We start from the raw sequence: 12,410 nt of genomic DNA, 5'->3' as shown, positions 1-12,410 counted from the left end.
CGGTGCCATGCGGCGCAGGCGCATGGCACCACGCCGGTTCAGCCGCGATGGATCGACACGCCGCCATCCACCAGCAACGCCGTGCCGGTGGTGAAGCTGGAGGCGTCCGAAGCCAGGTAAAGCGCCGAGCGGGCGATCTCCTGCGGGGCGGCCAGGCGCTTGAGCGCATGCAGGTTTTCGACGTAGCGGCGCGCCTCGGGCGTGGGCATCGACGCGCGGCCCATCGGCGTGTCGGTGCCGCCGGGCAGCAGCGCGTTGGCGCGGATGCCGTGCGCGCCATACTCCGAAGCAATGGTCTGGGTCAGCCCGATCAGGCCGGCCTTGCTGGCGGCATAGGCGCCCATGCCGGCCATGCCGGCGGTGTGGCCGACAAAGGTGGAGGTGAAGATCAGCGACCCGCCGCCGCGCCGCAGCAGCGCCGGGATCTGGTGGCGCGCGCCGAGAAAGGCGCTGCCCAGGTTGGTATCGAGGATCTCGCGCCAGGCTTCGGGCGAGACCTGGTGCAGGGGCAGGGCTTCGCCGGTCATGCCGGCATTGTTGAAGGCGATGTCCAGGCCCCCGTAGCAGGTTTCGGCCAGGCTGACGGCGGCCTCGGCCAGGGCCTCGTCGCGGACGTCGCCCGCCAGCGCCACGGCGCGGCCGCCATCGGCTTCGATCTGTGCGACCCGTGCTTCCAGTTCGGCCTGGCGCCGTGCCACCAGCACGAGGCTGGCGCCCTCGCGGGCGAACAGCTTGGCCGCTTCATAGCCGATTCCCGAGCTGGCGCCGGTGATGATGGCGACTTTGCCGGTCAGTTGCTGCATGATCGTTCCTGTGAGTGAATGACACGGCCACGATAGGCAGCTCCGACCGGCCCGGCTATCCGTTTCTTGCCGTGGGCCGCCGGACGCGGCAATGCCGGCGGCTAGCGCGCCAGCTTCATCGACACATCGGTGTGCGAACCGCGATCCAGATCGACGCCCAGAGGCGTGCTGTTCACGGGCAGCGAGAGCAGTTCGCGACCCACTTCCCCCGTCTCGATCCGGCGCGCGATATCGTCGAGCAATTGCGTGCGGGAGGCGAATCCCTGGCCTTTGAGGTCCTTGGCATACAGGCGATAGCTGAGGTTGGGCTCACTGCCCTTCATGACGCCAAGTTCGTGGATTTCGCCCTGTTCATTGCGGATCAGCAGGTGGCCCGGGCGGGCATAGATGCGATAGATGCGCCAGGGCGAGGAAATCGCCGCGTGGCCCGGGCGTGCGGCGACGGCGCCGCCATGCGAGGCAGCGCGCGGCGCGGGGCTGGCGGGCGGGCCGGATGGCCGGGGCAGCAGCTTGACGCAGGCGTTGGCGAAACGCGCGATCGACCGCTTGAGCGCGCTCAAGCGCGCGCTGCCGAAAGCCCGAGGCCAGGGCGGGTAGCGGGGGGAGAGTGCGAGGTCATGGTGGTGCTCCTGTACATGGCGATGCGGCGAGGATCGCGCGGTCAAGCACCATCGGGACAGCATACGCGCTTTGGCGTCCCTGCGCGGGAAAGCGCGCCGGTTGCCAGGCGCGAACGGCGTATTTCGTGAAAAATCAGCGGTTTTCCCGGTCACAGCGGGCCACGGCCAGCGCGCAATGGCGAGCGAGGCGCTATTTGGAAACGGTGGTTGACTTTATGGTGGCCAGCACCCATAGTGGGATAGAAGCTTTTCGAGCATCGTGATCATCGTCCGGTCTTGCTCCTCTTTCGAGGGGCCTCATTGTTCGCCGTCCTTTCCTTGACTGGCTCACTTCGCGGGCTGTGCCCGTTATCCACCAAGGAAAGAAACATGGAAACCGGAATCGTCAAATGGTTCAACGACGCCAAGGGCTTTGGCTTCATCATGCCTGAGAACGGCGGCAAGGATCTCTTCGCCCATTTCTCCGAAATCGTCAGCGATGGCCACAAGGTGCTGTTGGAAAACCAGCGCGTCAGTTACGTCACCGCACAGGGCTCCAAGGGGCCGCACGCGACGCAGATCCGCGCATTGTGAAAGAAAGGCCCGCGCAAGCGGGCCTTTTGCTTAACGACGGAGGGCTTATGCTCCACAACAACATGGTTTACAAAGGCTACCGGCTGACCGCGAGCGTGTCCCGCGTGGCCGCGGGCGGATCGAATGGCCCCGCCTTCACGGCGACGGTCGCGGTGGAACTGGCCGGCGATCAGGACCGGCTCGGCGAACCCTACGCCGTGCCGCTGTTCGCGGCGGGTGGATCCGTCTCCAGCCCCAGCATGGCGGTGGATGCCGCAATCCATCACGGCCGCATCGTGGTCGATGCGCATGCCAGGCCCGCTTGACCGCCAGGCCCGGCGACGGGTCCGCGCGGCAAGCGCCGGCGCAAACGACATGGCCGCCCAGGGCAACCGGGCGGCCATGTCGTTTGCGCCGGCATGCGCGAGCCGCCTTGCTCGCGTTGGCGCCGCTGCCGCGGCCCGGTTTCCCTGACGTTCATTCAAAACCCATAAACTGGCGGAAAAGGTATTTCCTGGAGGACACGAAAGTGCCTGAATCGAACGAAGCCCGCATTCTGCTTTTCTCCTACGGCACGTTGCGGGACAAGGCGGTGCAACGCGCCAACTTCGGCCGTGAACTCGACGGCCGGGAGGACGCCATGACCGGCTACGTGCAGCATTGGGTCGATATCACCGACCCTGAGGTCATCAAGACCAGTGGCCTGGCACGGCATCCCATCGTCCATGCCACCTACGACCCCAAGGACGAAGTGCCGGGCATGGTGTTCGAGGTCACGCAGCAGGAACTGGAGGCGGCCGATCGCTACGAGGTGTCCGATTACAAGCGCGTCGCGGTGCTGCTCAAGTCCGGCGTGCACGCCTGGGTGTACATCAAGGCCTGAACGCCTGGCCGGACTGCCGCGCCAGCCCCGCATCGAATCCGTATACGATGCGGGGCTGGGGCCAATTTTCAGGCTGGAGCAATCATGGACACACTCGATCAGCAATTGCTGGGCCTGTTGCGTGCCGATGCACGCGCAACCGTCGCGACCCTGGCCAAGAAGCTCGACGTGTCGCGGGGCACGATCAACAACCGCATCGCCCGTATGGAAGACGAGGGCATCATCGTCGGCTATACCGTCCGGCTGCGCCCCGAATCCCAACCCGACCAGATCGGCGCCTGGATGAACATCGCCGTCGACGGCAACGAAACCCGCCGCGTCGTCAGCATCCTCCTGGGCGACCCCGCCGTCGTCGCCCTGCACGACACCAACGGCCGCTGGGACCTGCTGGCCGAACTGCGCGTCGCCAACATCGAGGAAATGTCCCGCGTCCTGGACCGCGTTCGCCTCATCAAGGCCATCTCCGCCACGGAAACCAGCATTCACCTGAAAAGCTACAAGCTCGATTGAGCCGGCTACCGATCTTCGCACTACCGAACGTCCACAACAGCCGCCCGCGCGGCCGCCTTGGGCGACCCTGCAAGATCTTCCATCGAACAAACCTGCGTCGCCACGAAGGCCCAAACACCGCCAGGGCGACAGCACGAACCACCCGTTAGAGATTCCTCCCCGGTTGCTCCAACCCACACCACGTTCCGAAAATTGGCGGGCGCCGCCATCACCCGCGCCCTTGCCGCGCTATTGCTGCGGCCCAGGCGCGGACGGTGCGGCCGAGTCGACGCCCGCCGGCGCCTGTGGCGCGTGCACCGGTGAACCCATCGCCTGGAACAGCGCCGCCGTCTCGGTCAGGCGGGCGTTGGCGTATTCCACCTCGCGCACGCGTGCCGCGACGTAATGCTGTTCGCTGGCATGCGCGGCGTAGGGGGGCAGCGCCCCCAGCCGCACCCGGTTGGCGGTATTGCGGTGCGACTGCTCGGCGGCCCGTCGCGATGTCTCGGCCGACGCCAGCGCCTGGCCGTCCGCGTCCAGCCGCGCCAGCGTGTCGGCCACGTCGCGGAAGGCGGTCAGCACGGTCTGCTTGTATTGCTGGGTGGCGGCGGCATAACGCTCCCTGGCGGCGCGGCGCTCGGCCAGCAAGGCCCCGCCGTGGAAGATCGGCTGCGTCAGGGACGCGCCCAGCGCCCAGATCGAGCCCGCGCCGGACAGCGCCGCCGGCCAGTTGAACCCGCCCTGGCCCATGGAGGCCGACAAGGACAGGCTGGGAAACAAGCGCGCCGTGGTCATGCCGACATCCGCCGCGGCGGCCTGCAGGGCGGCGTCGGCGATTCGGATGTCCGGGCGGGCCGCCAGCAATTCGGAGGGCACCAGCACCGGCACTTCGGCCGGAACGGTCAGGGCGCCGAAGGCCAGGTCAGGCGGGGCCTGGTCCGGGGTGCGGCCCATCAACACCGCCAGCGCATGGCGCGTCGCCTGCCATTGCGCGCGCAGTCCCGGCAGGGATGCCGCCAGCGTGGCGGCATCCTGGTCGGCCTGCAAAGCATCGTTCTGCGAGGCCGCTCCCAGTTCGTAGCGGCGCTGCGTGTCGCGCGCCACCCGGCGTGCCAGCACGACTTGCTTTTCAGTCAAGGCCACGCGCTCGGCCAGCGAGGCCGAGGTGATGGCGCCGGTGACGATATTGCCGGCCAGGGCACGGCGCGCCGCCTCCAGCCGGAACGCCTGCTGCGCCACCTGCGCCGCGCCCGAGCGGTTCTCGAAGCGCGCTGCGCCGAACAGGTCCAGCTCGTAGCGGGCCTGGATCTGTCCGGTGAAGACGTTATAGAGCGCGGTGGGGTCGCGCATTTCCGGCATGGTCAACGCGCGCTTGCGCGACCCCTCGGCGCCAGCGTCGATCGATGGCAGCAGCGAGGCATTGACCTGGCCGCGCAATTGCTCGCGGGCGCCAGCCAGGTTGCGCTCGGCCGCGGCCAGGTCGGGGCTGTTGGCCAGACCTTCCTGCACCATGGCGTTGAGCGCGTCCGAACCGTAGTGCTGCCACCACTCGGGCACCGGGTGGGCATCGCGCGCATAGCGTTGCGCCACGCCCTGGGCGGGGACGCCGTTGGCCGGCAGCGGTTCGACGCCATATTGCGCGGGTTGCGCCATCGCCGGTGGCCTGCCGTCGGGGGCGAAGGCGCAGGCGCCCAGCGCCAGCAGCAGCGGCAGGGTGCCCAGGCGCCAGGCCGGGGTCGGGAGACGGGGGGACATCGTCAGGCTCCTCGTTCTACGTTGTCGCCGGCGTGGGCGCCGGGCGGTACGCCTTCGGGCGTTTCGCGCTCGTCGTGGCGCACACGGAACCAGGCGGCATACAGCGCGGGCAGGAAGAACAGCGTCAGCACCGTGGCGCTGGTGATGCCGCCCATCAGCGCGGTGGCCATGGGGCCGAAGAAGTTGCTGCGCAACAGCGGGATCAGCGCCAGCACCGCCGCCGCGGCCGTCAGGGTGATGGGGCGGAAGCGCCGCACCGTGGCGCCGACGATGGCGTCGATGCGCTTGTGCCCGGTGCCGATGTCCTGCTCGATCTGGTCGACCAGGATCACCGAGTTGCGCATGATGATGCCGAACATCGCGATCACGCCCAGCATGGCGACAAAGCCGAACGGCTTGCCGAACAGCAGCAGCGCGGCCACCACGCCGATCAGCCCGAGCGGCGCGGTCAGCACCACCATCAGCACGCGGGCGAAGCTCTGCAGCTGCACCATCAGCAGCGTCAGCACCGCCACAATCATGATGGGCATCTGCGCGTTGATGGACGACTGGCCCTTGGCGCTTTCCTCGACCGGGCCGCCGACTTCGATGCGGTAGCCCACCGGCAGCCCGGCGCGCAGCGCGTCCAGCTTGCGGTCGATGGCATGGGTGACGTCGATGCCTTGGGCGCCGGCGGTGACGTCGGCCTGCACCGTGATGGTGGGTTGGCGGTCGCGTTCCCAGATCACGCCGTACTCCAGGCCGTAGCGCACCTGGCCCAGGCTGCCCAGTGGCACCGGGCCGTTGGGCGTGGGCATGGCCAGGGTCGCCAGGCGGCCCGGATCGATCCGCTCGTGTTCGGGCGCGCGCAGGCTGACATTGATCAGTTTGTCGCGTTCGCGGTATTGCGTCACGGTGTAGCCCGACAGCGTCAGCGCCAGGAAGCTGGAAATGTCGCTCGAACTTACGCCGACCTCACGCGCCTTCTGCTGGTCGATATCGAAACGCACCGAACGCTCGGACGGCTCGTCCCAGTCGAACTGCACGTTGACCGCGCGGCTGTCGGCGCGCACCTCGGCGGCGACCTTTTCGGCCACCTGGCGCACTTCGGGGATCTTGTCGCCGCTGACGCGGAACTGGACCTGGAAACCCACCGGCGGGCCGTTCTCCAGCCGCGACAGGCGGCTGCGGATCGCCGGGAACTGCTCGCGCAGCACCGGTTCCAGCCAGTGTGCCAGCTTGTCGCGGTCCTCCACCGAATTGGCGGTGATGACGATCTGGGCGAAGTTGGGCGTGGCCAGCTGCTGGTCCAGCGGCAGGTAGAAGCGCGGCGCGCCGGTACCGACGAAGCTCACCGAATGGGCGATCTCGGGCCGGCCCGCCAGCACCTTTTCAAGCCGTTCAACCTGGCGCAGCGTGGCCGCGAACGAGGCGCCTTCCTGCAGCCGCACGTCCACCAGCAGCTCGGTGCGGTCCGAGCTGGGGAAGAACTGCTGCGGCACCAGCCGGAATCCGGCCATCGCCACGATGAACACCAGCAGCGTCGCCAGCAGCACGCGCCAGCGGCGGTCCACGCACCACGCGACCCAGCCGCGCAGGCGCCGGTAGAAGCGGGTGTCGTAGATGTCGTGCTCGTGGTCGTCGGGCAGGTGCGCCTCGCGCTTGCGCTCGGGCAGCATGCGGTAGCCCAACAGCGGGATCAGCACCACCGCGGCGAACCACGAGGTGATCAGCGCGATGGCCGACACCTGGAAGATCGAGCGGGTGTATTCGCCGGTGCTGGACTTGGCCAGCGCGATCGGCAGGAAGCCCGCCACCGTCACCAGCGTACCCGTCAGCATGGGGAAGGCGGTGCTGGTGTAGGCGAAGGCGGCGGCGCGCGCGCGGCTCCAGCCCTGTTCCAGTTTCACCGCCATCATCTCGACCGCGATGATGGCGTCGTCCACCAGCAGACCCAGCGCCAGCACCAATGTGCCCAGCGAGACCTTGTGCAGGCCGATGCCGAACAGGTCCATGAACAGCGCCGTCACCGCCAGCACCACCGGAATCGAGATCACCACCACCATGCCGGTGCGCAGGCCCAGCGACACCAGGCTGACGATCAGCACGATGGCCACGGCCTCGGCCACCGAGCGCAGGAACTCGTCCACCGAGAACGACACCGCCTTGGGCATGCTCGACACTTCGGTCAGCGTCAGGCCGGCTGGCAAACGGGCCTTGAGTTCGCCGAACTTGGCGTCCAGCGCCTTTCCAAGATGCACCACGTCGCGGCCCGGCTGCATGGTGATGCCGATGCCCAGCACCGGCTGGCCGCCCGCGCGCATCTGCTCGATGGGGGGATCATCGTAGCCGCGGTGGATGGTGGCGATGTCGCCCAGCCGGATCGACTTGCCATCGACGCGGATCAGCGTCTCGGCCAGCGCGCGGATATCCTGGAACTGACCGCTGGGACGCACGAACACGCGGTCGTCGGCGGTGGTCAGGGTGCCGGCGCTGGCCACCGCGTTCTGGCTGTTGATGGCCTGGGCGATCTGCTGCGGCGACACCCCCAGCCGTGTCAGCTGGGCGTTGCTGATCTCGATGTAGACGTGTTCGGGCTGCTCGCCGAAGTAGTCGACCTTGGCCACGCCCGGCACCCGTAGCAGCACGGTGCGCAGGCTGTCGGCATAGTCGCGCAGTTGCGCGGGCGAAAAGCCGTCGCCCGCCAGCGTGTAGATGTTGGTGTAGACGTCGCCGAATTCGTCATTGAAGAACGGTCCCTGCACGCCTTGCGGCAGGGTGGCGGCCATGTCGCCGACCTTCTTGCGCACCTGGTACCACTCATCGGCTACCTCGCTGGCCGGCGCCGAGTCCTTCATGGTGAAGAAGATCAGCGATTCGTCGGGGCGAGAGTAGCTGCGCAGGAAGTCGGTCGAGGGCGCTTCCTGCAGCGTCCTGGCGATGCGGTCGGTGACCTGCTCCTGCATCTGTTGCGCCGTGGCGCCGGGCCAAAGGGTCTTGACCACCATCACGCGAAAGGTGAAGGGCGGGTCTTCCGACTGCGCCAGGCGCGAATACGACAGCACGCCGAACAGCGTCACCAGCGTGATCAGGAAAATCACCAGTGGCTGGTGCCGCAGCGCCCAGGCCGACAGGTTGAACCGGCCTTCCTCGTGCCGCGGCGACGCGCCTTGATTGTCAGGAACGGGCGCGCTCATGAGGCGAAGTCCTCGGGGTGCAGCGGCGGCACCGCGCGGACTTTCTCGCCGGCCGACACGGCATGCACGCCCTGCCATACCACGCGCTCGCCGGCCTGCACGCCCTGCGACAGGGTGACGCTGCGGGCGTCGTAGCGCAGCACCTGCACGCGGCGCAGTTCCAGCGTGTCTTCCTGCGGCTTGATGACCCAGACGGCCGGTTCGGTGCCGTCATGGAACAGCGCGGTCGCCGGCACCGTGTAGGTGGTGGCGCCGTTGGCCTGGCGATTGTCGAAGCTGATGCTGGCGGTCATGCCCAGGCGCAGTTCGGGCGGGGGCGATTCCAGCGTCAGCTTGGCGCGGTAGGTGCGGCTCTGCGGATCGGCGGCCGGCGCGATCTCGCGCAGCACGGCGCTGAAGGTCTTGCCGGGCAGTGGCGCCAGCGTGACGGTGGCGCGCTGGCCGACGGCCAGGCCGGCCAGCACGCTTTCGGGCACGTCGCATAGCGCGTCGACCTCGCCCGACCAGGCCAGGTTGTAGACCGCCTGCCCGGCTGCCACGTTCTGGCCGGTGTCGGCCTGTTCGGCGGTGATGACGCCCGCATGGCCGGCCGTCAGGGTGGTGTAGTTGAGCTGGTCGGCCGCCAGCGCGGCCTGTTGCGCCGCCTGGTCGCGCTGCGCCAGGGCCGAGGCATAGGCGTTGCGGGTCTGTTCGAGCTGATTGGCGGCGATCAGGTTCTCCCTGGCCTGGGCGCGATCGCGATCGAGTTGTTGCCTGGCGTAGTCCAGTTGGTGCCGGGCCGCGGCCAACTGTGCGCGGGCGCTGGCCGCGTTCTTGGCGGCGTCGGCGGGATCGAGCTTGGCGACTACCTGGCCGGGCGCGACGCGATCGCCCAGCCGTACCGTGCGTTCGATGATCTTGCCGCCCACGCGGAACGACAGTGGCGTGCTGTAGCGCGCCTGCACCTCTCCCGGCAGGATCCAGGCCGGCAGCGCGGCGTCGGCCTGGGCGGGCATGGCGACCACGGGGCGCGGCGCAGGCGCTTCGGCCTCTTGGCTGCCGCAGCCGGCCAGTGCCAGGGCCAGCATCAAGGCCAGGACGGGCCGGGCGCCGCGCGGAGGCGACGGGGAGTGTGCCGCGCGGGCGGCGGGATTGCGCGCGACGGCGGACGCGCAAAGACCAGGAAGATTCACGAAACACCTCGCGACGCGGGCAGGGAAGAAGGCAGGGAGTACGGCGGACAGCGATGTCGTACTCGGGCGATCAAATACGCGATGGATTCTAATTCATATATGTATTCAGATACAAGAATGAATCTGAAATAGTGGCCGATGCTAGAATCGGCCCATGTCAAAAGTCCGCCTTACGCGAGAGCAAAGCCGTGACCAGACGCGCCAGCGTCTGCTCGATGCCGCGCAATCGATCTTCCTGGCCAAGGGTTTCGTCGCCGCCAGCGTCGAGGACATCGCCGAACTGGCCGGCTATACCCGCGGCGCTTTCTATTCCAATTTCTCCAGCAAATCCGAACTTTTCCTGCAACTGCTCAAGCGCGATCACGAGAACGTGATGGGCGACATGCGCGCCATTTTCGAAGGCGGTGAAAGCCGCGAGCAGATGGAAGAGAGCGTGCTGCGTTACTACAGCAGTCACTTCCGCGACAACGAGTGCTTTCTGTTGTGGATGGAAGCCAAGCTGCAGGCGGCGCGCGATCCCGAATTCCGGGTGGGCTTCATCGCCTGCATGGGCGAATTGCGCGACGCCACCACTGAGTACATCCGCCAGTTTTCGCTGCTCGTCGGCACGCCTTTGCCGCTGCCGGCCCGAGAGCTGGCCATCGGCCTGCTGGCGCTGTCCGATGGCATGCAGTTCAGCTTCGCCTTCGATCCGCAGGGTGTGCCGGCGGAAACGACCGAAGCGGTACTGGCGGGATTCTTCCGCCGCGTGGTGTTCGGCGACCGCGATTCCGGCTAGCGCCGGGCGTCAGCCATGGGCCCATGACCGCCTTGCGCGGCGGCGGCACTGGCGGCCATTGTTGTCATGGCCGCCCACAACATGTTAGTAATGATGCGGCGCGCCGGCTGGACTGAGGGGGCCAGCGCCGCAGCCTTTGGTATCCCTCGGGCGAAAGGAGCGGCAGCATGTCTTCAGAAACCCGACCACCCACCATCAATCGCCCGGTTTTCTATCCGGCGGCGGTGTTCACGCTGTTGCTGGTGGGTTTCGCGATCAGCGCGCCCAAGGCCGCGCAGAGTCTGTTCGAGTCAGTCCAGGCCTGGATCCTGGGCAATGCCAGCTGGTTCTATATCCTGGTCGTCGCCATCATCCTGTTGTCGGTGGTGTTATTGGCCGTCAGCCGCTACGGCGACATCAAGCTGGGACCGGACCACAGCGAACCCGACTACCGCAATTTCACCTGGTTCGCCATGCTGTTCTCGGCCGGCATGGGCATCGGCCTGATGTTCTTCGGCGTGGCCGAACCGGTCATGCACTTCATGTCGCCGCCGGTCGGCGCGGGCGGCAATGCCATCGCCGCCCGCGAGGCGATGAAGATCACCTTCTTCCATTGGGGGCTGCACGCCTGGGCGATCTATGCCATCGTGGCCTTGATCCTGGCGTTCTTCAGCTACCGTCATGGCCTGCCGCTGACCTTGCGCTCCGCGCTGTATCCGCTGATCGGCAATCGCATCTACGGCCCGATAGGGCACGCGGTCGACATCTTCGCCATCCTCGGCACCGTGCTGGGCGTCGCGACGTCGCTGGGACTGGGCGTGGCGCAGATCAACAGCGGCCTGAATCATCTGTTCGGCGTGCCGGTGGGGGTGCCGACGCAGATCATCCTGATCATCGTCACTTGTGGCCTGGCGACGCTGTCGGTGGCGAGCGGGCTGGACAAGGGCATCCGTATCCTGTCCGAGACCAATCTGGTGCTGGCCGCCGTGCTGCTGATGTTCGTGCTGGTGGTCGGCCCCACCGTATTCCTGCTGCAGACCTTTGTACAGAATACTGGCGCCTATCTCTCGGACATCGTCAACAAGACCTTCAACCTGTATGCCTACGAGCCGACCGATTGGATCGGCGGCTGGACCCTGTTCTATTGGGGCTGGTGGATCGCCTGGTCGCCGTTCGTGGGGCTGTTCATCGCCCGTATTTCGCGCGGCCGCACCATTCGCGAATTCGTCAGCGGCGTGCTGCTGGTGCCCGCCGGCTTCACCCTGTTCTGGATGACGGTGTTCGGCGATACCGCCATCCATCTCATCCTGGTCGATGGCCTCAAGGATTTCGCGCAGACGGTGCAGGGCGACAGTTCACTGGCCCTGTTCGCCTTTTTCGAGCAATTGCCATGGAGCGGCGTGATTTCGCTGGTGGCGATCGCCATGGTCGCGGTGTTCTTCGTGACGTCAGCCGACTCCGGCGCGCTGGTGGTGGATCTGCTGGCCTCTGGCGGTTCCGACCGCACGCCGGTATGGCAGCGCATCTTCTGGTCGTTGCTGATGGGCGCGGTGGCCATCGCGCTGTTGCTGGCCGATGGCTTGACCGCGCTGCAGACCGCGACCATCGCCAGCGCCCTGCCATTTTCCGTGATCCTGCTGTTGTCGCTGTGGGGGCTGTTCAAGGCGCTCAAGCTGGATGCGACCAAGCGCGGCATCCGGTTTCAATCGCTGACGCTGTCGCGCCCGGCGCGCGGCGGTCAATCCTGGGAGCGGCGCCTGCGCAACATGGTGATGATGCCGCGGCGGGCCCATGTGATGCGCTTCATTGCCGACGTGGTGCAGCCGGCGCTGGAGGATGTGGCGGACGAGCTGCGCAAGCAAGGCTACGCGGTCGTGGTCAAGGAAGGCGAAGGCGAGGGCGACATCATGCTCGAAGTCAACCACGGCGAACACCTGGACTTCTTCTACTCGGTGCGGCCGCAGGCCTTCGTGCGCCCCAGCCTGACGCCCGAAGAGGCCGCCGACGAGGAAGAGCGCAAGTACTTCCGCGCCGAGGTCCACTTGCGTGAGGGCGGGCAGGATTACGACATCATGGGCTGGAGCCGTGATGCCGTCATCGGCGACATCCTCGATCAGTACGAGCGGCATCGCCATTACCTGCACATGGTCCGCACCTAGGACGGACTTTCCCGGGACTGGCCCCGCGCCAGCCTGTTGTTGCC

General features: G+C 67.2%; 11 protein-coding genes. 6 read left to right on the top strand and 5 right to left on the bottom strand.

What is annotated here, in order from left to right:
- Positions 1–38: 38 nt before the first annotated feature.
- Together K2W61_RS02335 and K2W61_RS02330 are read right to left on the bottom strand one after the other, a co-directional pair.
- Positions 39–803: an SDR family oxidoreductase gene (locus tag K2W61_RS02335; protein WP_236754999.1), complete on the bottom strand. Its 765-nt coding sequence runs from the start codon at positions 801–803 to the stop codon at positions 39–41.
- 101 nt (positions 804–904) lie between these two features.
- Positions 905–1,363, bottom strand: coding sequence for a hypothetical protein (locus tag K2W61_RS02330; RefSeq protein ID WP_175131375.1), 459 nt, complete (start codon positions 1,361–1,363; stop codon positions 905–907).
- A 429-nt stretch (positions 1,364–1,792) separates the two neighbouring features.
- Between K2W61_RS02330 and K2W61_RS02325 the strand changes: the two genes are divergently transcribed.
- The 4 genes from K2W61_RS02325 to K2W61_RS02310 all read left to right on the top strand — a co-directional run bounded on the left by K2W61_RS02325 (position 1,793) and on the right by K2W61_RS02310 (position 3,368).
- Positions 1,793–1,996 carry a cold-shock protein gene (locus K2W61_RS02325; protein ID WP_175131376.1) on the top strand — a complete coding sequence of 68 codons (204 nt, stop codon included), beginning with the start codon at positions 1,793–1,795 and terminating at the stop codon, positions 1,994–1,996.
- A 47-nt stretch (positions 1,997–2,043) separates the two neighbouring features.
- Positions 2,044–2,301 (top strand): hypothetical protein, encoded by a 258-nt coding sequence (locus tag K2W61_RS02320; RefSeq protein ID WP_175131377.1) that lies wholly within the window; start codon positions 2,044–2,046, stop codon positions 2,299–2,301.
- Between the two features lie 203 nt (positions 2,302–2,504).
- Positions 2,505–2,858, top strand: coding sequence for a gamma-glutamylcyclotransferase family protein (locus tag K2W61_RS02315; protein WP_175131378.1), 354 nt, complete (start codon positions 2,505–2,507; stop codon positions 2,856–2,858).
- Between the two features lie 84 nt (positions 2,859–2,942).
- Entirely contained in the window at positions 2,943–3,368 is a 426-nt protein-coding gene (locus tag K2W61_RS02310; RefSeq protein ID WP_047992161.1) for an Lrp/AsnC family transcriptional regulator, read from the top strand.
- Positions 3,369–3,596: 228 nt separating this feature from the next.
- Here the strand turns inward: K2W61_RS02310 and K2W61_RS02305 are convergent, their stop codons facing one another.
- From K2W61_RS02305 to K2W61_RS02295, 3 genes are read right to left on the bottom strand one after another with little or no spacing between them, the layout of a single operon-like run.
- On the bottom strand, positions 3,597–5,102 hold the full coding sequence (locus tag K2W61_RS02305) for an efflux transporter outer membrane subunit (protein ID WP_236754998.1): 1,506 nt from the start codon (positions 5,100–5,102) through the stop codon (positions 3,597–3,599).
- Positions 5,103–5,104: 2 nt separating this feature from the next.
- The gene (locus tag K2W61_RS02300; protein ID WP_236754997.1) at positions 5,105–8,278 is read right to left on the bottom strand and encodes an efflux RND transporter permease subunit; all 3,174 of its coding nucleotides are present in this window, start codon (positions 8,276–8,278) and stop codon (positions 5,105–5,107) included.
- Entirely contained in the window at positions 8,275–9,345 is a 1,071-nt protein-coding gene (locus K2W61_RS02295) for an efflux RND transporter periplasmic adaptor subunit (protein ID WP_236754996.1), read from the bottom strand. Before K2W61_RS02295 ends, K2W61_RS02300 begins: the two co-directional genes overlap by 4 nt.
- A gap of 259 nt (positions 9,346–9,604) precedes the next feature.
- Between K2W61_RS02295 and K2W61_RS02290 the strand changes: the two genes are divergently transcribed.
- Together K2W61_RS02290 and K2W61_RS02285 are read left to right on the top strand one after the other, a co-directional pair.
- Positions 9,605–10,228 (top strand): TetR/AcrR family transcriptional regulator, encoded by a 624-nt coding sequence (locus K2W61_RS02290; protein WP_175140900.1) that lies wholly within the window; start codon positions 9,605–9,607, stop codon positions 10,226–10,228.
- 167 nt (positions 10,229–10,395) lie between these two features.
- Complete coding sequence (locus tag K2W61_RS02285) at positions 10,396–12,366, top strand: BCCT family transporter (RefSeq protein ID WP_175131383.1); 1,971 nt, start codon at positions 10,396–10,398, stop codon at positions 12,364–12,366.
- Positions 12,367–12,410: the final 44 nt, after the last annotated feature.

Source organism: Achromobacter pulmonis (assembly GCF_021733725.1).
GTDB lineage: Bacteria > Pseudomonadota > Gammaproteobacteria > Burkholderiales > Burkholderiaceae_B > Achromobacter > Achromobacter pulmonis.
This window is presented reverse-complemented; position numbering and strand designations above follow the sequence as displayed.

Excerpts from the sequence above, each read along its gene's own strand:
- K2W61_RS02320 (WP_175131377.1), top strand. The coding sequence starts at position 2,044 with ATGCTCCACAACAACATGGTTTACAAAGGCTACCGGCTGACCGCGAGC.
- K2W61_RS02305 (WP_236754998.1), bottom strand. The coding sequence starts at position 5,102 with ATGTCCCCCCGTCTCCCGACCCCGGCCTGGCGCCTGGGCACCCTGCCG.
- K2W61_RS02325 (WP_175131376.1), top strand. The coding sequence starts at position 1,793 with ATGGAAACCGGAATCGTCAAATGGTTCAACGACGCCAAGGGCTTTGGC.
- K2W61_RS02290 (WP_175140900.1), top strand. The coding sequence starts at position 9,605 with ATGTCAAAAGTCCGCCTTACGCGAGAGCAAAGCCGTGACCAGACGCGC.
- K2W61_RS02310 (WP_047992161.1), top strand. The coding sequence starts at position 2,943 with ATGGACACACTCGATCAGCAATTGCTGGGCCTGTTGCGTGCCGATGCA.
- K2W61_RS02295 (WP_236754996.1), bottom strand. The coding sequence starts at position 9,345 with ATGCTGGCCCTGGCACTGGCCGGCTGCGGCAGCCAAGAGGCCGAAGCG.
- K2W61_RS02300 (WP_236754997.1), bottom strand. The coding sequence starts at position 8,278 with ATGAGCGCGCCCGTTCCTGACAATCAAGGCGCGTCGCCGCGGCACGAG.
- K2W61_RS02285 (WP_175131383.1), top strand. The coding sequence starts at position 10,396 with ATGTCTTCAGAAACCCGACCACCCACCATCAATCGCCCGGTTTTCTAT.
- K2W61_RS02335 (WP_236754999.1), bottom strand. The coding sequence starts at position 803 with ATGCAGCAACTGACCGGCAAAGTCGCCATCATCACCGGCGCCAGCTCG.